A 20,641-nucleotide genomic window follows, 5' to 3' on the forward strand; every position below is an offset into this window, starting at 1 on the left:
CGTGCCCATCCCCGTTGCTGCGACAAGACCCACACGCGGTCGACCTGGATCTGCTCGCTGCTCAGGCGGTCGTCGACGCGGACGAACGGGCCACATCGTGCGGCGGGAGGTTCAGCATCTTCGACATCCGCGCGGGCGCGATACGCGCGCTCTCGCGTACGGGCGTCATCGCCGAGCGCGACCGGCTCGACAGCGTGATTGCCGAGATAACGCAGGGCGCCATGAGTGCCATGTACCGGCTCGTCGCGGAGGATCCGCCGGCGCACGTGAAGGCGTTCATGGCGACCGAGACCGTGATCGGCAAGGCACGGCTTGCCGGCCGTCTGGGTGTGCTCGCCCGACCCGGGCGCTCGCTGCTGCCGGGCGAATTGCACCGCTTCGCACTGAACGAGGACTTGCGCGCACTGGATGCGTCTCAGGGCGTTGCCGCGTGCGCCATCGCCGGCACGGACGGGCTCGTGACGGTGACCGGACCTGCTGGCACGGGCAAGACGACGACGCTCCGCGCTGCATCCGCGGCGCTCACGTCACAACGGAGACGGATGCTCGTCGTTGCACCGACGCGCAAAGCGGCATCTGTGGCATCTCGCGAGGTCGGGACCGCGGCATCCAGTATTCATGCCTTGCTCTCGGACCACGGGTACCGATGGGGCACCGACGGGGCCGGTGCGCGGGTGTGGACCCGGCTTCGAGTGGGAGAAGTCGATCCCAGCAAGGGTGCCGCATACGGCGGACCAACCCAGTTCGTACTGCGTTCTCACGATCGGATCGTCGTCGACGAAGCCGGCATGGTCGACTCGGAGACGGCGAAACTCCTCGTCGAGCTCGCGATCGAGCAGGATGTCGGGCTGGCGTTCGTGGGTGACACGCATCAGGCGTTGCCGGTCGGACATGCAGGCGCGATGGGTTCTGCGATCCGGCGTGCGAACGCGGCGGTCGAGCTGGACACGGTGCACCGGTTCCGCGATCCCGACTACGCGGCGCTCACACTTAGGCTCCGGGATGCGGGTGATCGCGAGAGTGCCCTGCTGGTTGCGGACGAGCTTGCCGGATGCGGCCACGTCGACCGGGTCGAACATCACGACGCGGCGCGTGAGCGGATGATCGACGCGCACTTCGACTGGCACGCACGCGGCAAGCGGGTGACGCTGGCATCTGGCACGAATGCTGAGGCGGATGCGATCAACGACGCCATTCAGCAGCGGCGAGTCGACGAGGGCGAGCTCGAGGTCCGCGTCGCCGCGTGGGGAATCGGGCAGCAGCGCATCCTCGTCGGCGACACCGTCCAGACCCGTCGAAACGACCGGCTCACTGGCGTCGAGAACCGCGCGCAGTGGATCGTGCGCGGGATCAGCGACGAACACGTGTCTCTCGTCTCCGTGAGCGACAGCGGCGAGGTGGCGCGGGTGTCCGCCGAGTACGCGCGCGAGCACCTTCAGCTCGCCTACGCGTCCACCGTGCACGGCGTGCAGGGCGACACCGCCGATGCATCGGTCGTCGGGCCGGATGTGGATGCAGCCGGACTCTACGTGGGTCTCACGCGGGGTCGGCTTAGCAACGTCGCGATCGTCGTGGCGCGGACGGATGCCGCGGCCCGCGAGTGCCTCGCCGAGTCGATGCAGCGCGGGATTCCGGAGTTGACGATGCTGGATGCTGTGCGCGCGGCCGCGGCGGAGATGCGCCGCGCCGCGAAGAGCCGGGAGGCGGCCACGGTAACGGGGCCGGTGGTCGCGGGGCAGAATGCGGGGCGCGGGATAGGGATGTAAAGGAGCGCGATCGTCGGGCGCTCAATGGCGAGAGAATCGCGCGGGCTATTTGAGCGCGAGCAGTGCGGGTTTCGTGCCTCGCCCATCGATTCCCGCCGCTGTCGCCAATATCGACCGTCTATCGAGCGCCGGGCGAGAAGCGGTTGCGCGAGCGAACGACGTCCGGGTCGACTCGACGGACGTGCCACGCGGTGCGTCGGCCGCTGCCGTCTCGTGCAGTCGTTCGCCCATGGGGTTCCCCGGTGGCCCCCAACTTGAGTATCGAGCGGCTCTCATGGACGCGGTCGCGGTCCCAGGCAGGTTGGCTCTCCACCGCAATGTCGGCGGCCCTCAGACGCGAATGCTCAGCCGCAGACGGCACGATCAGGCGGCCACGGGGCTCCCCTTGGCGTAAGAAAGTGCGTCCGTTGACCAAGTGCGAACGTACTCCTCATGCATCTGATACTCCTGCTTGTCGTATCTTCCGCTCACCTTTGAGAGCGCCATGAGTTCCGTAAGCCGGAGCCGATCGATAACCACCCCGTAGTCGTTCTCCCGCAGGCGCGCCTTCTCCGTCGCAACGGTACGGAAGTCGGCCTTCTTCTCTTCTGATTGCTCATGATGCTGGGGGAAGGGCACGAAGAGCATCTCGATGTGCTTGTGGGAGGGCATCTTCACGAACCAAGGGAGGAAATGTCCCTCGATGAACGACTTGATGGGCTTGGCGGTCCAGTTGCTCCCTGACGCGACTTGCCCATAAGCGACGATCGAGGCAGCCTCGCCGTCAAGGAAGGGGCGCCAGGCGACGATGTCGACAGTGCCGTCAGCAGCGTGCGGCGATAGTCCGATCGGTCGTTCTTCCGGCGCTACAGCGGTGCCCATAGCGTAGGCAAGGTCCTGGATGGCCTTGAGCATCCCCGATCCGTCCGGACGTGGAAAACCGAACCAGTAAGCACGCCCGCCCAGCACCTCTGCGGCCGTCAAATACGACTCAACCTGGAGAGCCCTTGCACTCGATTTGAACACCTCATGGTCACTCTTCGTCGGTAAGAGCTCGGAATGGATAGCGGAGATGAGAAGACAGCAAAGGTAGCAGTCGTGTGCGGCCTGATCAGCATCGCTCAGCGCCGCACGACGCCTTAGCGCCCATTTGCCAAACTCCGATACGAGCTCGAAGGGGTACAGAGCACCGAGCACGCGCTCGCGGTAGGCAAGCTCCTCGTAAACGCGCTCAGAAAGCTCATCGTTCTCAGGTTCCAGGATCTCTTCATCGACAAGCTCGGCGTCGAGATCGGTCAGCAGGCTTCCGTGGTCAGGCTCCCTCTGAACGGTCTGGCTTCGAATCAGGCTCTGCTCATTGGCGCCCGACTCATCCAACAAAGCGCGCAGTTCTACCCAGTCGGCCGCCACGCTCCGCGTCGAGCGTTCCAGTGGCGCGTTAACTCTCATCGGCGGGCTTGCCTCGAAGATGTGCTTCTTTCATCGCGTTGACGACGATGGTGACCACGCGGAGAGTCGATTCAGCATCATCAACCAGGTCAGACTTCGGGTCGTAGCGAGCAATGATGCGCGAGACGTCCTCGGCCGAGCTCGCGAGCTGGTAGAACGCCTTCTCGAAGGCCTTGGCCTTGTCCTCCACGACGTCGAAAGCGCGGTCGAGGTCCCGGTTGGACTCAAGTACCCGGACGGCGCGCTCGCTGCCGAGCACGTTGACGAGTCGCCCAAGGTCGGGGTTCTGACTCCTAATGAGCGCCGGCTCGTCGTCTTGTCCGTAGAGCCACGACAAGAAGCTACGAAGCTGCGGCCGGTGTGACGCGGGCACTGGGTTGGCTGGCAGCACCGAGTTGTCACTCTCGGGCAGTCCGAGGAACTGGCGCACGTTGACGGTGGACAGCGCGGTGTAGAGGTGCGAGAAGTAGAAGGACTTCTTGGAGCGGAGCTCGCGGTCGAAGAGCTTGGCGTTCTCCGCTTGCTCCAGGATGACGACACCGTTGACGAGTCTGCTGACGGTGTTGTGGCCATCGCCCAGCCTGCGGCTCACTTCGTCAATATCGTCTCCGTCTTGTAGCCACGAGTGCGCGAATCTCGCCTTCGCGTAGGAGTCCCACTTGAACGCGCCGTTGACGTGCTTGAACCCGATGAAGTCGCGTGCTTCCTTGCGGCTACCGACGTAGTTCACCTGAATTTCGGTCGGTACGGCGTTGGCGTGTAGCGGCTGCGGGAGCGAGACCTTGAACTGCTGCTGGAGGCGAGGACTCGCAATGATGCGAAGAGCTGCGAGGCGCCGATTGCCTTCGACAACGGTTCGAGTCGACTCTTCGACGATGGGCGGCTCAAAGTCAAGCCAGCCTGAGTTTCCGATCGACTGGATGAGCTCACTCAAGTCTGCTTGAACGTAGAGGTAGGCGATCGCTTCATCCTCATCGGTGAACTTCGCGTCCGGCATTCGCGGGTTCGACAAGTCGAGGGACAGTGTGTCGGGTGCTGCCTTATCGAGCCGCGCCATCAGGAAGCTCCTTCTGTCGTGCCGTCTACACGCTGCATCAGCTCAGCATGGGCGGATTCGAGTTCTTCCGGGATGGCGAGGTCGGGTGAGAACACCATGACTTCGTTTGCCTTCACTACGCGGTGTGCGGAGTAGTTCAGGGCAAAGAGGCGTCGTCGTAGAGTCGAGTAGAGTTCTGTGACCTGAGGGACGTTGTCGTAGGTGAGGATCCACTTCGCTCGCTCGACGCTCTTCAAACGTTCAGCAAGCGCCTTGTGGTCGGCCTCTTGGAACGCGTTGAGGTACAGGGACCCGGCCTTCTCGAAGTAGGGCGGGTCTGCGTAGATGAACGCGTCCTCGCAGTCGGAGTAGCGCGAAATCACGTCCAGACCGTCTTCGTTGGTCACGGCAATGCGGTCCGCGTGCAGCGCGATCAACCTGATTCGCTCCGCCAGACCTTCCCGATTGAAGCGAGCGTCGATCTTGTAGTTCCCCGTCTGGTCCTTCCCGCCGATCGGCCCGCCGTTCAGCACACCGGAACGGTTTGTCCTGTTGAGGTAGAAGGTGGCGAACCCAAGGGGAAGATGGTCGTCTCTCGCCGATGTCAAGTAGACCTCTCGCTGTCGCTCCCACTCATCCACGGTGAGTTCAACGTTGTTGACGAGCTGCGTGAACTCGCCCGGCTGCGTGACCACCGCGTTCCAGAATGCGAAGACCGCGGGGTCGAGATCGTTGATTGCGATTCGCTCGACCTGACCAGATACCAGAAGCGCTAGAGCGGCCCCGGCTCCCCCGGCATAGGGCTCGACGTACACGCTTGAGGTGAGGTCGTTCTGGCGGATGATGGTTCGCAGCCGCGAGTACAGCAGCCCCTTGCCGCCGGGGTATCGAAGAGGTGAGATGGTCACTCTCTTCCTGGCGGATGTCGCTGTTCGCGTCATGGTTTGAGTACCGCTTTCATGACTCCTTCGATGGTCGCCCAGCATTCTCGAACGTCATCGGGTGTGGCAAAGATGTGATGGTTGTGGTTGGTTGCGTCGAGGTGCGCCTTTGATCCCACGAAACCGTAGCGTCCACCGCGAATCTTCTGTACGGGCTGGATGAAGGCGGTTTGCCCGGTCGTCTTGAAGTGCGCTTCGAGCCAGACGAGGCAGTTCGAGAGATACACGAATCCCTGCTCGTTGGAGCCCTTCCTGATGTCCTCGCCTAGCACCTCGGCATGGGCCTTGATCGTCTTTTCCAGGAAGGTGCGCAGTAGATCGAGGGTGGCGTTTGGGAAACGCTGGATGTTAATCGCGGAGAGTTCCTTGACGATCTCGTGAATCGACGCAGGGAAGCTGCTCGGAACCGTCAGGTTGTCCGTGTTGAGGTAGTTCCGCTTCCGCGGGAAGGGCTTTGCCTTGTCGCTACCCGCATCCGATCCTCTATCAGATGACTCGTGATGACCTTTCTGATGCTGGTCACTCGTCCCGGCCTCCTGGCGGCTGGACCCTCCCGTGTCTGCATTCGATGACGACGACTCATGAAAAGCGCTGTGGCCGGCAGTTGAATCCTCGTACTCGTTAAGCAGGTCGCGCAGTTCGTCCATGTAGGCGACGTATCGTTCGCCGGTAGTCCTGTTCAGGACACGTGTGTTGATAACCCCGTCACGAATATCGGAGACGATCTTCGTCGCCAGGCGTTCGAAGAGAGCTCGCGACGAACGGAGGTCCACATTCCCAGTGTCGCTATCGAGCTCGATACCGGCGAGCTGGAGGAACTTGTCGTTCTCGTAGAGGCGCGCGAGAGTCGAGACGGGGAAGCGGCGACGATTGACATAGTCATGGAGTGACGGATCGGCGAAGCTGACGCCACGGAAGAGTCCGAGAATTTTGCTCCGAGTGATGAACTTTCGGACATCGACTGTCGGGTATTGCGCGACGAGTTGCTCGGCGGTCTTGCCGGCGTCAAGTTGTGCCTGGAAGAACGCTGCTTGCCGGGCCGGGCTCCAGGCGACACGCTGGTTTCCGGTGTGGAGCGCGGCGATCAGTTGATCGGCGTCGTCCTGCGTAGGCGCCTTCTTCACGGTGATGTGTCGGAGTTCATCACGGCTAACGATGCTCTGCGCGAGCTTGGTGATTCGGGCTTGGTGATCTGGCGCGAGATACGGGTTCTGGATCGCTTTGAGCGCCGCCACTCGACGGTTTCCTTCAACGACGATGAGAGTGCCGTCACGCTCAACGACGATAGGGACCTCGTGAGTCAGGAGGCCAACTTTCGTTATGCCTTCAACGAGGCTAAGGGCCTTCTCGTTCGCGAAGAGGTCCTGAACGATGTCGGACTCAGGGACTCCCTCGGGGATGTCCAGGCGGACGTTTCGAGGGTCGAGTCTGACACCGTTGACGATGTCTACGGTCAGCTCTTCCCACGTCGTCATGTTGATCACAGCCGCCTACCTCGACTTGCAGCGGGCACGCTGATCGCGGTCGTGCCAAAGGTCTGCACCCTACTCATCCACGATTCCCGCCTTATGTTCGCTCGACCCTCGGACATAGTCGAGAACGTCTCGTTTCGGGAAACGCCAAGCCCGTCCGACCTTCTCGCCTGGCAACTTGCCGGAACGCACAAGGGAGAGAACCGTCTTGGTGCTGACACGAAGGAGTGCGGCAGCTTCCTCCGTGGTCAGGACTTCGTGATCTTCCGCCATCTTCCAGCTCTCTCCTCTTGCGGGACGCAAGTTCACGCTATCAGCGGCGCTCCGCCCACGGCCAGACACACGCAGGGAACGCTGGAGTGACCGCGCGCACGCTGCGGCCCCTCCACCGCGCAACGCCCGGTCGGGGATGGATACAGTGGCGCCGTGACCGCCATCCTTACCCTCGACCTCGACGACGTAGACAGATACGCCGACGCGCTCAGCGCAGCGGCGGGAGCGCTCGTGAGCGGCGACCTCGAGCGCGCTCGGAGCGGCATCGAACCGATCGCGTTCGAACGTTGGGAAGGACAGCTTCGCTACGCAGCGGAAGCCGGACCAGCGACCGACCACACCGAACGCCGGCCTCGCGACGTCACCGATCCCATGCGCGCGCAGGTCTTTCTGCGGGATGAGATGGCATGCACGTATTGCGGTGGACGATGCATCCCGCGGAACGTCCTCGTCGCGTTCAGCGACCTGTTCCCTGACGAGCTGCCGTACCACCCCAACTACCGACGTGGAGCGATCCACCCGATGTACTGGGCACTCGCTCCCGAAGCGGACCACAAGTTCGCGCACGCCCGCGGAGGCACAGGCGACATCGCGAACCTCACGACGCTCCACACCATGTGCAACGCCCGCAAATCCGACGCGCTCGTGACCGACCTGCCAGCGGTTGATCGACCCGAGCACGTGATCGGATGGGACGGGCTTCTCGCGGCTTACCCAAGGATCATCGCCATGGGCGAGTCCCACGGACGACGACACTCGGCGGCGAGCTACCACGACCGCTGGCTACGGCACTTCTCGCTGAAGCCTGAATAGGCGAGGTAACCCAGCCGCTCCCCTCAGAGCATCGGTCGGGCACCTCATGACCCGCCCATTACGCCCCGCCAACGGGCATAGCCCGGATGCGGATCGCCTACTCGAAGAGGGACTCGAGAGATCGAGCGAGCCGTGCAGCGCGATTCATTGCGTCATCGGTTAGACCCGGACTGCTGGTTAGGACCCTGAGCTTCTCGCGTTTCAGGTAGGCGCGGACGGTCGGTTGCACGTCGTCGTGCAGGAGAGTGAGGTCGACGTGACCGCCGCCGAGTGTCACTCCATTCGCGTTTGTGACGAGGAATGGGGAGTTGCTTCCCTCGAGCACGTCGACCAGCGCAGCGTCGTCGGTGACAAACGAGATAGGAAGCGGCCACGTTCCTCGCAACGGCGGAACAGCCATCACCGCGGGGATCCGGGTGTACATCAGGTCCCAGGTGGCTCCCCAGATCGCGTCCGCGCTGCCGTGCGGGCGACCGAGTTTGAGCAGCCGTTCGGCTTTGCCGGGTTGATCGCCGCGGCCTGCCAGGAGCTTGAAGCCGATCCATGCTTCCAGGCCAGGCGAGATACGGAGATCATGCTCTAGCCACGTCGCGAAGCTCTCCACACGCTCCCGACGGGAGTTCAGCCGCTCGCGATGGAGGCTGGCTGCCTTCAGGAATGTCGCGTACGAGATCATGAACCAGGCCCGGAATGGATCAGGCTCATATGGATCGTCGTCGGCCACTGAGTCCATGACCAAGCCGCCGCTGTCCCCACCATCCAGGAGGTGCAGAAGGTAGTCCGGTGCCTGTGCCAGATACACCGAGGCGACATCGGTGCGAGCGTTGTAGCGATCCACGTCGTGCGGCCGAGGCGTACGACGCGTCTCAGGTTCCGCTGCGGCGAACGCCCCCATAACCGCCGCGCCCTCCGGAATCGACAACACGAGGCGGCGCAGCCTTTGAACCTCAGCCGAAGTCAGGTTCAACGGCTCGAAACGCGCCTGCCGCCGATGAATGTTCTCGATGCGAGCGCTGATGTTCCAGTCCAGCATGACCGTTCTGGCCCACGGCAAGCCTCCGAGCGGGATATCGAAGTAGGTGCTTCTACCCGCTCCGCTCGCCCTAGGAGCCGCGCGAGGAAGCGAGGCGGGCGACCTTATCCTCAGCCCGAACGAATCAAAGACGGGCCCGTCGCCCATGCTCGCCCAGTTTCACATACCTGCAGATTCTGCTCGGAACTAACGACATCGGTTCAGATGAGCCAGCGAACCGGCACGAAGAGGCTCCCTTTTCGTGCGGGGCGCACTCGCCGAGTCACGAACTGCGGCGGCCGCCCGGGCGGGTTCAACCCGACAACGTAGCCCATGTCGAGCGACGTTCTTCCTCGGGCGGCTGCGCGCAGGCGAATGCCAAACGCACGCACCCGCGGCCGCTTGGGGCGGGCCTCGTGCGTGCGAGCCGGGATGCGTATCGCCGAAGAACAATCGATCGGCAGAGATCGTATGATCACGCCATGAATGTTGGCGATTGGATTGGCGTCGCGGGGCTGTGGCGCAATCCTCGCCGCAATCGCTGCCTTCGCTCAGGCGCGTGAGGCCAAGAAGGCGAGGGCGGCTGCTCAAGCCGCCGGGCGGGAAACCGCTGTGCTTGCGGCAGAGGCGAACCGCGCGTGGACCCGGATCGCTGATGCGGAGGAGATTGTCGCGCAGTCGCATCGTCCGAAGGCCTGGGGGCCGCTCAAGGGTGGAGCGGGAGATCTGTGGGTGATCCGGAACACTTCCGAGCGTCCGATCATGCTCGAGCGCATCGATGTCGTACCGAAGGAGGCGACTCCCTTGTTTGAACTCGATGTTGAATTGCCAAAGCTGTTCCGAGCGGGCGAGCAACTTCAGTTTTGGGCGCGATCCCGATACGCGTTGAGCATCCGCACGATAACGCTGCACTGGGAGTTCGCCGACGAGAACGGCCCCGCCCACGACTCCGAGCGCACTCTCATCGCAGGCTAGAACTGTCTCAGAGCCCCTCACCAATCTTCGTGCGCGTCCGGCTGGTGACGGACTCCCGGACGCTTTGCGCTCGAGATCCCGCTCGCGCGCAATGCTCACTCCAATCGCTGACGCGCTCGCACTTACCGACGGCGCTTCCGCGCGTTGCTAGGGCGCTCGATCGGCGAACCATAGCCCGCGACATGCCACCTACCGCAATAAGGACAGTGCATAGCGCTCGCGCCCTTGAATACGCCGGCGGCGATTGTTGCTGCCTCAGCCTGTGTAGCGATCGGGGTGCGGCCCGTCCGGCATCTAACACCTCGCATGCCGCGAGAATACCGAGCAGGTCCGACACTCGCCCGCTAACCCAGAATCCAATCGCCCGCCTCGTACGCTAGTGGCGGATCGCCCCGAACCCGCCATTTCGGGCTCTCGCGCCCCGTTGCCACGCCGCGGTTGGAGTTGCGGGTGAACCGCCGCGATCCCTATCGGGGCATTGTGCGCAGACGGGGGCGGGCTTGCGCGTACTACCCGAAGAGCGGGAGGACTCGCACGGGTCAGAGCACGGTCGAATCGCCTCCTTGGTGGGGTGCAGAACTCGAACGGCCGTTGCCAAACGCAGGCGCGCATGCCGGCTCGCGACGGGCCGCATGCGCGCAACGACCGATTGAGGATCGCGTACCTAGACCAAATCAGCGACGCCAGGGGGACGGCGAGATCGAGACGGAGCAGTCAGCGGGAGCGACACCGGCGACGCCGCGGCGCGAACTACGGAGACCGCCGCCGCGGCGAGCCATTTGAGCTGGTGGTCAGATCCCATTGGTCCACCGCGGGGCTTCAGGCGCGAAGTGTGCCTTCGTCGAAATCGGAGGCGATGTCGATGGGCACACTGAACCCGCCCGCGTCGCCGAAGGAGGTGTCGACAAGCCCCTGTCCGACCGCGTGCAACCTCGTCGATCGCCCTTCCCTGCGCACTCGACCCGTCGCAACAACCCGGTCGCCCTGACGCACCGGCCGTGCTCGCCCGCTTCGCGCAAGCGAGGGCAGCGCGCTCGAATCTGGAGACATCATGTCTTCCGTTCACCTCCACCCGCGGGCTCTACGCCGCGCGCGACGCCCGCCTGACCGTGACGGCCCCGTAGACAGCGGCGATCGCGACCGCCGCGATGCTCATGCCGAGCGGATTCGGATCGAAGATCAACGCGCGGGCGTCGTTCTCGACCGTGGGCCAGATCGAAATGATCCCGGGGATCTCGACGGTCCACTCGGTGACGAGTGCGATGAGCAGCGAGCAGATAGCCGCGATGAACACGAGGGCGCTGCCGACGGCAAGGCCCACGATCGCGTGGACGGTGATTCGAGATGGGGAGTTCACGCTTCCTCCTTGAGCGGTGAAATTTCGGTCAATACTCTGATACTCTCACACGAAAGCGGCAACACTCAACGTCTCTTTCGCCTGAGGCGTTCGCAGGTCCGCTGCATCCACTACTGCACCCGCGCCCGCTTCATCGCGGGCACCCTGTCCCAGGAGCCGATCGATGACTGCACCTTCCACTCCGTCGATGCCCGCCGGTTGGTACTCGGCCGGAGTGGCTGATGAGCTCCGCTACTGGGATGGGTCGGAGTGGACCGAGCACACGCGACCCGCGAACCAGTCGGCCGAGCCGACAGCCTCGGCACCCACCGCTGACGCTGCCGGGAAAGCCGCCGGAAGCACCCGAGCCGCAAAGGGCGTCCCGCCCTGGTGGGTCTGGGCAGTGATCGGACTGGCTGTCCTCGTCGTCACCGCCATTGTGATCGCGAGCCTCAGCGCCGCTCGGCCGCAGGCGGGGTCGCAGGCGGGTACCGGTGTGGCGCAGGGCGACTCGCGGCGTCCGTTCACTGCCGACGAGCCGGACGAACGAGGAGCCGCCGCCCCCGAGCCGCTCGAGGTCGGCGAGACCGCGTTCGGCATGGATGCGGAGAGGGGCACGGGCTGGTACGCGGTCGAGATCACGAACCCCAACGACGACTACGTCTTCACCGCGCTCACCGATATCGGCGTCGATGCGTACGACTCGGCCGGAGTGCTCATCGACACCGACACCCTCTTCGCGAACGTCTCGCCGGGGACCTCGATCTTCGTCGGCTACTGCTAAGACATCGGCGCCGGTGCGATCGACCACCTCGACGTTCGGGTGCCGCCCGCCGACGCAGCGACACACTCACCCGAACACGAGGCGGGCAGCTTTTCGATCAGCGACGTGACGCTCGCCCCCGAATACGACTGGGTGACAGTCAAGGGCAGGATCACGTCCGAGTTCACCGAGGACCAGGATGGAGTGCGTCTCGACCTCGTAGCCAGAGACGCGGAGGGGAAGATCCGCGCAGTGGCATCAACGACCGCGAACCGTGTCCCCGCGGGCGGCACCGCAGCCTGGAACCTCAGCTACTGGCACATCCCGCTCGACGCGAAGGTCGAGGTCTACCCGCATCTCTGAGGCCTGGAGCTAGCCGGCGCCTCGCGCAGGATCGCCGCTAGCGGCGCGGTCAGATGCGCCGATTCTTCGGCGCCGGTCGCACACCGCTGCACCTCCCGCGAGATCTGGTCTCTTCCGAGGCGCCCCTCGCGCCGGACTCGCCACCTCCGCAGGCTGCGCGTGTCGGGAGATGAACACTCTGTAGGGTCTGATCAAGCACCCGTGCGCCCGAGGCAGGAGACACCGCGACATGGAGTATCAGGACGAGGAACAGCTGAAGCAGAAGATCGGCATCGACTCCTGGAGAAATCTGTCGAAGGAGAAGTTCCTAACATTCGTCTCAGAGCTTCCGAATATGAGCGAAGAGGTGGCGCTCAAGGTCGTCGAGCAGTTCCCCGACTTCAAGTCGCTCGTTCTCGGCTCGCTCGATGACGTACAAAAGGAGGCGGCCAACCTCGTCGGAGTCAACTGGAAGAGCCAGAAAAAGGTTCACGAGGCGTTCGCCCACTACCGCGAAATCCTGAGTAAGGAACTCGATCGCGACAACCTCACTTCGGAAGACCGCTTCAGGATTCTCGAGATGCTCAAAAAGGCTCTCGATGATGAGGCTCTCAAGGATCGCGAACACAAAGCGTTCGCTCTCAAGGTCTTGGGGGTGGTCGCGTCCGCGGCCGCGATTGCGGTGGCGGCAAGCGTCGCAGTTCTAGGCGGCAAAGCAAAGATCGACCTCTAGAAGCGATCTCTCTACGGTTCCCTAACGGGTTGCGCCGTGGCGAAACTCAACAATTTCGACCTCCCGCCATATATGCTGGCGTGACTTTCGCCGCACTTGCAGTGTGGCTGCGCACCAAACGTCCTTGTTCCCGTCGAATCAGGGTGTCGAATGCAAACCCGATCCTCGTACGCGAGTCATGCCTCACATTCTTCGCCCCTAGCTTCACCAGTCCGCGAAGAGTCGCCCACGTGAACCCGCCGTTCGTCGGCGGCCACCGGATCGAAGCACTGGAGAGGCTGCTGTCGGATTACCGCGCCGTGGCCGAGCACCGTGGCCCACGGGTGACGTTCGTTCAGGCGCCACTGGGGTGGGGAAAGACGCGGTTGGTGCACGAGTTGTATCGCGAACTAGCGGCGAGCCAAGAGAGGCCGTACTGGCCAGCCGCGATCTCGACAGCGACGCCGCGAAACGTGAATGAGGTCTTCAAAGAGCGGAAGCGGCTGATTCCCGCACCATTCCACGTTCCTGGGGATGCTTCGCCGGAGTGGATCTGGCTTGGTATAGCGACGGATCCCAGCCTTCTTGCCCGCCCAGAAGAGGCGTACATGAGGATCGTGGCGCAATTGGAGCCACACATCGCGCCGATCCTGCGAATGCGACGACTGACGAAAGCGACTGTCCGAACGGTGTTGTCGCTGCTCGGAGCGCTGCTCCCGGTGCCCACCGATATCGAAGCACTCGCGACTCTGTTGGACGGCACCACCGACGTCGTCGATGCTTGGCGAGCTGGCGCCGCGAACTCTCGAACAGTCGGCACCGACACGATCGATTACACGGCGCAGATGCGGAAATTGCTCACCACTGTGTGGGGCGAGGACGGACGCAAGGGACCGCCGATTGTCCTGTTGATCGAGGACGCGCAGTTCCTCAGCGATCAGAGCGCAGATCTGTTGCGAGTGATTCTCGCCTCGAACCTCCCGATCTTGGTCATCGCGACGGGATGGGAATTGAATGGCGATGAGCGCTTCGCGCCGTTCCAGGCCTTCGTTGAGTCGGCTCCCAGCGCGCTGCGTGTCGAGAATCTCCTCGCCCTCGACGCTCATGACGCCCGGGAGATCGTAGATCATCTCCATCCCGGCACGCCGTCGGAGGTCGTCGACCTGCTCGCGCAGCGCTTCGCGTCCAACCCCTACGGGCTGCAGGTGTTCCTCCTCAATCGGGACGCCCAGCCCGGAGAGGCGTGGGACTGGGCCGATCTCGACTGGCTTGCGGAGGCCGATTCCGACCTCCACACCGAGCTGCGGCGGCTGCTCGAGCAGTCCGACCGCAAATCAAGGCTTGCGCTCATGGCGGCCGCCATCCTCGGTTACCGAATTCCCGAGTCGCTCGGCGACGATGCCGCTCGGCTCCAGGGGGCGGACGTGGGAATCGAGCATGCGCTCGTCAGCGGATGGATGCGTTCGGACCAACTCACCGAGGAGTTCGCAAGCTTCATCGAGCCGATCCGGCACGAGACTGCGCGTGCGCTGGCGTTTTCGCGCACACCACCACCGACTCTCGCGCTCACGTACCACAACGCGCTCTTTACGTTGGAGAAGTGGCTGACAGGTCGCGCAGTGGACGAGGACCGCGCACTTCTCGCCGCGCTTTACATCGATATCGCTACTGAGCAGCAACGACGTTCTGGCGCGGGAACCCGAACGGATAGAAACGACGACCTTCTGGCGGTGTGCGTGACGGAACTACTTGCCGAGTTCTGGCGCCAGCGCGCCTACCGGGCCGGTCAGTCGTTGATCGCTCGCATCGACCAGCTCGTGGAGCCGACTCGGCTCGACCCGGTCAGGGCGGCCGAACTCGCTGTTGCCCGAGCTCACTATGAGCGGCGGCTTGTCAGCCCGGCGAGCGCGGCGCTGGATGGGCTCTCGCGGGCCGCCGTCAAGGCGTCGAAGCGCGTTCGGCGCGAGCGGCCGGACCTGCGAATAGCGGCGCTGCTCGAGCGCAGCATCCTCCTGAGCAGCAAGAACGATGTGCACCTTCACGACATCGACGCTGCAGAGAGGCTGTACCGGGAGGCGACCGAGCTTGCCGCGGACACGGAGCACCTGTCCGACGACATCCACCACCGACTGCGAGCTCGCAGGTACGGTCTCATGTCCGCCCGCGGCGAGCGGCTTGAGGCCTACCACCTCGCGCTGGAGGATGCCGTGCTTACGGAGACCGAGTTCGGCCCCGAGTCCGACGAGCGAAGCGAAGCTCTCGCGAACGCTGCCTTTTATATCGCGCGCGTCGACCCGCTGGCTGCGATTCAACCAACGCGAGACGTCATCGACCTGCAGACGCGGCGGTGGGGAACCACCCGTCATCCGCGGGTAGCGATCCAGGAGAAGGATCTTGCCGTACGGATGCTCCACTCGTATCGTGATGAGTTGGTGCCCGAAGCGCTGGCGATGACCGAACGGGCCCACAAGCTGATCCAGACTTCGTTTGGCCCGCAGTCGCGATCAACGCTCAATGCTCTCTCGGCACGATCATCCGCCCGCCGCCGTGCGTCTTATCTGCAGTGGCGCAGCGGCAACGTCGATGTCGCGGCGCAGCTGGCACGCCTCGCCCTGGTCGATGCCGAAGAGCTCGCGACGGGCAGGCAGCGCCTTCAGTCCCGCGAGGCCATCAGCATTCTGACGAAGAGCAGACTTGCGGCGGCGCGGGCTGCTACGGGCGACCTCTCGGGCCTAGTTTCATTGCGTGCTTGCATCGACGAGCGTTTGAATCTGGGCGAGAAATCCGACCGGGCTGAGGTTCTCTGGGCGGTCCGGGATCTGCACCAAGAGTTGACTCGGAACGGGCTCCTTGATGATCGAGACGAGCTTCGGCGCGAGTTCCCCCATGCCTTCGCAAACCCCTACCCCGCAGAGTGACGTGCGCTGGCGAAGTGGAGCTCTACGCGCAATCCCCGAACGCTAGAGCGGCGGACTCCGGTCCTCCACGCCGCGAAGCAACCAGTCTTGCGCGCGACCTCGCGAAGCGCTATCCATGGGGCTAACGACATAGGCGTTGGACCAGTGGGGACTGGTCGACGCCGCGGCACTCTGGGGGGCCCATGGACAGCAACGATGCGCTCGACGCGATCGAATTCGAGGCACTTGACTCAGTGGTCGATGTTCCCGTTAACGGGACCAACCTGCGCACGAAACCGATCAAACCTGGCTCGCCTTTGAGCATCCGCATCATGAGCGTCTTCCCCGGCGATGAGGAACACAATCGCGGAAAGAGCGCGATTCTGACGTCGGCGGTGCGCAGCCCGATGCTGCACGACGCGGCGCCTCTGGCGATGCACTACCTCTACTCTTCCGTCCCCTACGGGAGCCTCCTCGGCTCGCGCGCGGATGAACCGGGTTCCGACGTCATCTACTACTCCCCGGCTGAGCTCAGCGCCGAACTGGATGTGACCGTTCGGTTGGCGTTCGACCGATTCAACCGAGAGACCTTCGACTCGTGGGTCGACGCCGCTGCGACAGCCGCCTCTCTGCCCGTGTTCGCGGTGTCTGGGCCTACTGGCGCAGCGTGGATCGCCGTCGCGCAGAACGCTGCCAAGCTCGTAACCCGCATCGCCGACAAGGCCATCGACGGCGACAATGACCGCGTCATGACGTGGCGGGTCAACCTGAGCAGTCCGGGACGCGACCTCACCAAGTCCGGATACGTCCTCCTCTACCCGGACGGCAACGAGCTCATCCCCGCGAACCCGGGGAAGCACGCCGACCAGGTGATCTCCACTGACGGGAGCTTCAGCCGGGCAGGCGACCAGTTCGAGGTGCGGAACGGCAAGCTCTGCTGGGCGGGCACCGACGACGTCGTGTTGACGGGCGATTCCTACGTTCTCGTGTTCATCAACGGCGCGAAGATCCGTGAACTGGAAGGCTGGGCGGCAGCGGCCGTGTCCGCGAACTTGGCAGAGAAGTTCCTCAACGCCGACAGAGTCGACGCCGACGACGCCATCGCCGCCTTCAAGCTCTTCAACGACGTGCGGTGGCTTCGCGAGATCGGGACGATCGACCGCGACGCGGCGGCTCTCGCGAAAGAGAAGGACTCAGCGGAGAAGACCAAGAAGCTGAAAGAACTCGAAACCCGGCGGGATGCGGCACGGAAGAACATCCAAGACGACTCTGTGCGCGAGCTGTACGAGAAAGCCGCCGCGGCGGACTCTAGCGACTAGTTCGGTATCCGGCGCGTATTGAGGAGTGCACCGTGCAGTCCGAACCGGTGGCCATCACGCTCCTCGTGGCCATCCTCGGTCTCGTCGGGGTCCTCGTGTCGGCGGTGATCAGTCAACGGGCGAGCCGCGTCCAGCACGCCCGCGAGGTTCTCTTCGAGCCGGCGCGGGAGTTCGCGCGCGACGCCTACTCCGCCCTCGCGAAGATGCGTGGCATCACCCCTCCGCCGCTCCGGCCAGGCAACAGGCTCCCCCATCGGAACGAGGATCTCCTGGCCGACCACGAGGTGAGGGACAAGCGGGTCGCGGAGTGCGAGGAGGCGATCAACCGGGTCAGGACATCCCGGGCAGACGTGCGTCTTGTCTTTCTCCCACATTCGCGGGCAGCCGAGTTCACCCGCGGCGTCCTCGCCGCCGAGCGTGATGCTCTGGAAACCGCCGTGAGGTTCTATCGGACATTCGATCTGTTGCCGGAAGCCGAACGCGACTCTTGGCGCCTGAACGATGGCGCCGCACTGCAGAGCCAGTACATTCAGCACCGCCGAGTCGCTTATGACCAGCTCGACCGTTTCATCGACGACGTCGCGCTGCGCGTGAAGAAGCCCACGTGGAATCCGCGCAAGGTGCCCGGGGTCACGTCAGGGTAGTGCCAGCCTGGCTCACTCCCCCGGCTCCCACCGCAGCAGATCCCCCGGCTGGCACTCCAGCGCCTCGCACAGCGCCTCGAGCGTCGTGAAGCGCACGGCCTTCGCCCGCCCGTTCTTCAACACCGCGAGGTTCGCGGGGGTTATCCCCACCTTGTCCGCCAAAGCCCCGACCGACATCTTGCGGCGCGCGAGCATTACGTCGATGTCTATGACAATCGGCACGTCACACCACCTCGTCGAGCTCGGAGCGCAGCGCACGGGCCTCGGCATCCCGTTCGATCGCCTGCCGCAGCAGGCTCTTCATCACCACCACCAGCAGCGCGATGCCGGCGAGCACCAGCGCCGCCCCGCAGACCAGCCCGACGATCCCCGGCGCGGCGCCCCCGGGAGCCATCAGCACCGCGAGGGCGAAGACGAAGACAGCGGATGCCGCGAAAGCCCAGACAATCACGTCGACCCACCGGAACGACGACTCCGAGAACACCGAGCCCTTGCGCACCTTGGTCACCAGCACCCAGACGCACACCCCGAACACCTGCATCGCGACCACGACGAGCGCGAGCAGTGTGACGAGCGTGACGCGCGGTCCGGTCGCAGCACCTTCGAGGTCGCGCCAGATCGCCGGCAGGATCATGGCCTGAACGACCACCGACCCAGCGAGCGCCAGCGCGATCACGACCTGCAGCACGACGACGGTTGCTTTCCCCATGGCCCACCCCGATCTCCGAGTAACGATAGGAATATATCGTTTATCGATAGATGAGGCAATGGCCAAGCGTCAGCCCTTCGTCGGCACGAGCTCCGACAGCAGGTCCTCCACGCGCGCGCGGATCTCGTCGCGCACCACCCGCACCCCGTCGAGGTCGAGCTTCGCCGGGTCGGCGAGCTCCCAATCGAGGTACCGCTTGCCCGGGTAGAGGGGGCAGGCGTCGCCGCACCCCATCGTCACCACCGCGTCCGCGGCACGCACGACATCGTCGGTGAGCGGCTTCGGGAACTCCTCGTCGACGTGAATGCCGATCTCGTCGAGCACGGCGATGACAGACGGAAGGATGCCTTCACCCGACGGCTGCGAACCCGCCGACCGCACATGCACCCGGCCACCCGACAGGTGCCGCGTCAATGCGGCGGCCATCTGCGACCGACCCGAGTTGTGCACGCAGATGTACAGCACCTCGGGCACGTCCTTCACGACGAGTCCGCGGGACTGCGCGAGCGCCGTCAGCCGCTCCCTCGCGAACTTCTCGGCGAGCGACGGCAGGTGCGTCTGCACCTTCGCGGTGCGGCCGAGCGCGACATACGACTCGAAAACCACCCGCTCCACGGTCTCCTCACCGACCATGCCGGTGAACTTCTGCGCCAGCCGCTCCGACGCCCGATGCAGCACCGAGTCGGGCGACAGCAGTGCGGACTGCCCGCTCCCGGTGCTCATGCCGCCTGTCCCTCCGGGAGGATCTCGTCGATCAGCGTCTCGATGCGGCGCCGGATCTCGTCGCGGATCGGACGCACCGCGTCGATCCCCTGGCCCGCCGGGTCGTCGAGCTCCCAATCCTCGTACCGCTTGCCGGGGAAGATCGGGCACGCGTCGCCGCAGCCCATCGTGATCACGACATCCGACTCCTTCACCGCCTCGACGGTCAGCACCTTCGGGGTGTTGCCCGCGATGTCGATGCCCTCCTCGGCCATCGCTTCGACGGCGACGGGGTTGATCTGGTCTTTCGGGGCCGAGCCGGCCGAGAGCACCTCGACACGGTCGCCGCCGAGGGCGCGGAGATATCCGGCGGCCATCTGCGAACGGCCGGCGTTGTGGACGCAGACGAAGAGAACGGTGGGCTTGTCGGTCATGGCGGCTCGCTTTCTGTCATCACAAAGCATAGACCGCGATCTATTGAATTGCACGCCCAGGAAGGTGAACAATCAGTGATCGACCAGCTCCGTGAGCAGCCCCCGCACGCGCGACTCGATGTCGTCGCGGATCGCCCGCACCGTCTCGGGCGACTTCCCGACCGGATCTTCGAGGTCCCAATCGAGGTAACGCCGACCCGGATACACCGGGCACGCGTCGCCGCACCCCATCGTCACCACCACGTCGGCCGCGCGCACGACCTCGTCGGTCAGCGGCTTCGGGAACTCCCCGCCGAGCGACACCCCGATCTCGTCGAGCGCCTGCACGATCGACGCCCTCACCTCCGCGGCCGGGGCCGACCCCGCGGTGCGCACCACCACGCGATCACCGGCAAGCTGCTTCAGGATGCCGGCAGCCAGCTGCGACCGGCCCGCATTCTGCACGCAGACGAACAGCACCTCCGGTCGGTCCCGGTGAGGAGACTGCACGCGCGCCAGGGCGTCGAGCCGGGCCGTCGCGAAAGCCGCGGTGCGCGAGGCGATCAGCGGCGACGCCGACCCCTGCGTGAGAAGGTCGTAGCTCTCACGCACCTGCTCGCGCACCGTCTCGGGGCTGAACGTGCCCCGATAGCGGACGGCGAGGTCGGCGACGATGCGGTCGATGTCGGGCTCGGTCGACGGCGCGAGAGCCGGGGCGCCGAGCAGCGCATCGACGCGCTCGGCGTGGTCCGGCGCGATGGAGTACCAGACCCGCCGTCCGTCCGGCTCGCGCGCGACGACACCCTCGGCGAGCAGCGCCTTCATGTGGTGGCTCACCGTCGGCTGCCGCAGCGCCAGCGCGTCGGCCAGGCGGCCCACGAGTTCACGCCCGCCCTCGGCATCCCGAATCAGCCGCAGAATGCGCGCACGGGTCGGGTCCGCCAGAACGACCAAGCCCGACTCCCGCTGATCCATAGACCGCAGTCTATCGAGCGGGCGGCGGCCGAGCCGCTCCGGCGCGTGGTGCATTTCGCGCGCCCCGAACTCGGAGCCCACCTGACCAGGCCCGTTCGGGGCGTCATACCTTC

General features: G+C 64.6%; 21 protein-coding genes. 9 read left to right on the plus strand and 12 right to left on the minus strand.

Annotated features, from left to right (window positions below; all coding sequences use genetic code 11):
- Positions 1-14 precede the first annotated feature (14 nt).
- A complete protein-coding gene (locus ACFUTX_RS12080; protein WP_378864740.1) occupies positions 15-1,766 on the plus strand; it encodes an ATP-dependent RecD-like DNA helicase in 1,752 nt (583 codons plus the stop codon).
- Positions 1,767-2,129: 363 nt separating this feature from the next.
- On the opposite strand, the gene ACFUTX_RS12085 is transcribed toward ACFUTX_RS12080, so the two are convergent.
- The 5 genes from ACFUTX_RS12085 to ACFUTX_RS12105 all read right to left on the minus strand — a co-directional run bounded on the left by ACFUTX_RS12085 (position 2,130) and on the right by ACFUTX_RS12105 (position 6,916).
- Complete coding sequence (locus tag ACFUTX_RS12085) at positions 2,130-3,155, minus strand: hypothetical protein (protein ID WP_378864743.1); 1,026 nt, start codon at positions 3,153-3,155, stop codon at positions 2,130-2,132.
- 28 nt (positions 3,156-3,183) lie between these two features.
- A complete protein-coding gene (locus ACFUTX_RS12090) occupies positions 3,184-4,251 on the minus strand; it encodes a hypothetical protein (RefSeq protein ID WP_378864746.1) in 1,068 nt (355 codons plus the stop codon).
- Positions 4,251-5,138, minus strand: a complete 888-nt coding sequence (locus ACFUTX_RS12095; protein ID WP_378864749.1) for a DNA adenine methylase — start codon at positions 5,136-5,138, stop codon at positions 4,251-4,253. The genes ACFUTX_RS12090 and ACFUTX_RS12095 overlap by 1 nt, the downstream gene beginning before the upstream one ends.
- 29 nt (positions 5,139-5,167) lie before the next feature.
- The gene (locus ACFUTX_RS12100) at positions 5,168-6,646 is read right to left on the minus strand and encodes a hypothetical protein (protein ID WP_378865316.1); all 1,479 of its coding nucleotides are present in this window, start codon (positions 6,644-6,646) and stop codon (positions 5,168-5,170) included.
- A 69-nt stretch (positions 6,647-6,715) separates the two neighbouring features.
- Entirely contained in the window at positions 6,716-6,916 is a 201-nt protein-coding gene (locus ACFUTX_RS12105) for a helix-turn-helix domain-containing protein (protein ID WP_378864752.1), read from the minus strand.
- Between the two features lie 153 nt (positions 6,917-7,069).
- On the opposite strand from ACFUTX_RS12105, the gene ACFUTX_RS12110 reads away from it, so the two are divergent.
- Positions 7,070-7,729 (plus strand): HNH endonuclease, encoded by a 660-nt coding sequence (locus tag ACFUTX_RS12110; RefSeq protein WP_378864755.1) that lies wholly within the window; start codon positions 7,070-7,072, stop codon positions 7,727-7,729.
- 97 nt (positions 7,730-7,826) lie between these two features.
- Here the strand turns inward: ACFUTX_RS12110 and ACFUTX_RS12115 are convergent, their stop codons facing one another.
- Positions 7,827-8,909 carry a hypothetical protein gene (locus tag ACFUTX_RS12115; protein ID WP_378864758.1) on the minus strand — a complete coding sequence of 361 codons (1,083 nt, stop codon included), beginning with the start codon at positions 8,907-8,909 and terminating at the stop codon, positions 7,827-7,829.
- Between the two features lie 318 nt (positions 8,910-9,227).
- On the opposite strand from ACFUTX_RS12115, the gene ACFUTX_RS12120 reads away from it, so the two are divergent.
- A complete protein-coding gene (locus ACFUTX_RS12120) occupies positions 9,228-9,716 on the plus strand; it encodes a hypothetical protein (RefSeq protein WP_378864760.1) in 489 nt (162 codons plus the stop codon).
- Positions 9,717-10,797: 1,081 nt separating this feature from the next.
- Here ACFUTX_RS12120 and ACFUTX_RS12125 read toward each other — a convergent pair.
- Complete coding sequence (locus tag ACFUTX_RS12125; RefSeq protein ID WP_378864763.1) at positions 10,798-11,073, minus strand: hypothetical protein; 276 nt, start codon at positions 11,071-11,073, stop codon at positions 10,798-10,800.
- A 163-nt stretch (positions 11,074-11,236) separates the two neighbouring features.
- On the opposite strand from ACFUTX_RS12125, the gene ACFUTX_RS12130 reads away from it, so the two are divergent.
- The 6 genes from ACFUTX_RS12130 to ACFUTX_RS12155 all read left to right on the plus strand — a co-directional run bounded on the left by ACFUTX_RS12130 (position 11,237) and on the right by ACFUTX_RS12155 (position 17,729).
- Complete coding sequence (locus ACFUTX_RS12130) at positions 11,237-11,836, plus strand: DUF2510 domain-containing protein (protein WP_378864766.1); 600 nt, start codon at positions 11,237-11,239, stop codon at positions 11,834-11,836.
- A 105-nt stretch (positions 11,837-11,941) separates the two neighbouring features.
- On the plus strand, positions 11,942-12,178 hold the full coding sequence (locus ACFUTX_RS12135; RefSeq protein WP_378864769.1) for a hypothetical protein: 237 nt from the start codon (positions 11,942-11,944) through the stop codon (positions 12,176-12,178).
- A gap of 229 nt (positions 12,179-12,407) precedes the next feature.
- Positions 12,408-12,890 (plus strand): hypothetical protein, encoded by a 483-nt coding sequence (locus ACFUTX_RS12140; protein ID WP_378864772.1) that lies wholly within the window; start codon positions 12,408-12,410, stop codon positions 12,888-12,890.
- A 230-nt stretch (positions 12,891-13,120) separates the two neighbouring features.
- On the plus strand, positions 13,121-15,787 hold the full coding sequence (locus ACFUTX_RS12145; protein WP_378864775.1) for a hypothetical protein: 2,667 nt from the start codon (positions 13,121-13,123) through the stop codon (positions 15,785-15,787).
- 311 nt (positions 15,788-16,098) lie between these two features.
- Positions 16,099-17,085, plus strand: a complete 987-nt coding sequence (locus ACFUTX_RS12150) for a hypothetical protein (protein ID WP_378864777.1) — start codon at positions 16,099-16,101, stop codon at positions 17,083-17,085.
- 47 nt (positions 17,086-17,132) lie between these two features.
- Complete coding sequence (locus ACFUTX_RS12155) at positions 17,133-17,729, plus strand: hypothetical protein (RefSeq protein ID WP_378864780.1); 597 nt, start codon at positions 17,133-17,135, stop codon at positions 17,727-17,729.
- A 12-nt stretch (positions 17,730-17,741) separates the two neighbouring features.
- Here ACFUTX_RS12155 and ACFUTX_RS12160 read toward each other — a convergent pair whose 3' ends face one another.
- The 5 genes from ACFUTX_RS12160 to ACFUTX_RS12180 all read right to left on the minus strand — a co-directional run bounded on the left by ACFUTX_RS12160 (position 17,742) and on the right by ACFUTX_RS12180 (position 20,528).
- Positions 17,742-17,951: a helix-turn-helix domain-containing protein gene (locus tag ACFUTX_RS12160; RefSeq protein WP_378864783.1), complete on the minus strand. Its 210-nt coding sequence runs from the start codon at positions 17,949-17,951 to the stop codon at positions 17,742-17,744.
- A gap of 1 nt (position 17,952) precedes the next feature.
- Positions 17,953-18,438 carry a DUF2975 domain-containing protein gene (locus ACFUTX_RS12165; RefSeq protein WP_378864786.1) on the minus strand — a complete coding sequence of 162 codons (486 nt, stop codon included), beginning with the start codon at positions 18,436-18,438 and terminating at the stop codon, positions 17,953-17,955.
- Positions 18,439-18,507: 69 nt separating this feature from the next.
- Positions 18,508-19,161, minus strand: coding sequence for an arsenate reductase ArsC (locus ACFUTX_RS12170; protein ID WP_378864789.1), 654 nt, complete (start codon positions 19,159-19,161; stop codon positions 18,508-18,510).
- A complete protein-coding gene (locus ACFUTX_RS12175; RefSeq protein ID WP_378864792.1) occupies positions 19,158-19,574 on the minus strand; it encodes an arsenate reductase ArsC in 417 nt (138 codons plus the stop codon). The genes ACFUTX_RS12170 and ACFUTX_RS12175 overlap by 4 nt, the downstream gene beginning before the upstream one ends.
- 72 nt (positions 19,575-19,646) lie before the next feature.
- Positions 19,647-20,528: a metalloregulator ArsR/SmtB family transcription factor gene (locus ACFUTX_RS12180; RefSeq protein WP_378864795.1), complete on the minus strand. Its 882-nt coding sequence runs from the start codon at positions 20,526-20,528 to the stop codon at positions 19,647-19,649.
- Between the last annotated feature and the right edge of the window lie 113 nt (positions 20,529-20,641).

It is taken from the genome of Microbacterium sp. NPDC057407 (assembly GCF_042803895.1).
Lineage (GTDB): Bacteria > Actinomycetota > Actinomycetes > Actinomycetales > Microbacteriaceae > Microbacterium.

Coding starts and splice junctions, on each gene's coding strand:
- ACFUTX_RS12120 (WP_378864760.1), top strand. CDS start 9,228: ATGTTGGCGATTGGATTGGCGTCGCGGGGCTGTGGCGCAATCCTCGCC.
- ACFUTX_RS12180 (WP_378864795.1), bottom strand. CDS start 20,528: ATGGATCAGCGGGAGTCGGGCTTGGTCGTTCTGGCGGACCCGACCCGT.
- ACFUTX_RS12175 (WP_378864792.1), bottom strand. CDS start 19,574: ATGACCGACAAGCCCACCGTTCTCTTCGTCTGCGTCCACAACGCCGGC.
- ACFUTX_RS12140 (WP_378864772.1), top strand. CDS start 12,408: ATGGAGTATCAGGACGAGGAACAGCTGAAGCAGAAGATCGGCATCGAC.
- ACFUTX_RS12150 (WP_378864777.1), top strand. CDS start 16,099: ATGAGCGTCTTCCCCGGCGATGAGGAACACAATCGCGGAAAGAGCGCG.
- ACFUTX_RS12165 (WP_378864786.1), bottom strand. CDS start 18,438: ATGGGGAAAGCAACCGTCGTCGTGCTGCAGGTCGTGATCGCGCTGGCG.
- ACFUTX_RS12100 (WP_378865316.1), bottom strand. CDS start 6,646: ATGACGACGTGGGAAGAGCTGACCGTAGACATCGTCAACGGTGTCAGA.
- ACFUTX_RS12170 (WP_378864789.1), bottom strand. CDS start 19,161: ATGAGCACCGGGAGCGGGCAGTCCGCACTGCTGTCGCCCGACTCGGTG.
- ACFUTX_RS12105 (WP_378864752.1), bottom strand. CDS start 6,916: ATGGCGGAAGATCACGAAGTCCTGACCACGGAGGAAGCTGCCGCACTC.
- ACFUTX_RS12130 (WP_378864766.1), top strand. CDS start 11,237: ATGACTGCACCTTCCACTCCGTCGATGCCCGCCGGTTGGTACTCGGCC.
- ACFUTX_RS12115 (WP_378864758.1), bottom strand. CDS start 8,909: ATGGGCGACGGGCCCGTCTTTGATTCGTTCGGGCTGAGGATAAGGTCG.
- ACFUTX_RS12090 (WP_378864746.1), bottom strand. CDS start 4,251: ATGGCGCGGCTCGATAAGGCAGCACCCGACACACTGTCCCTCGACTTG.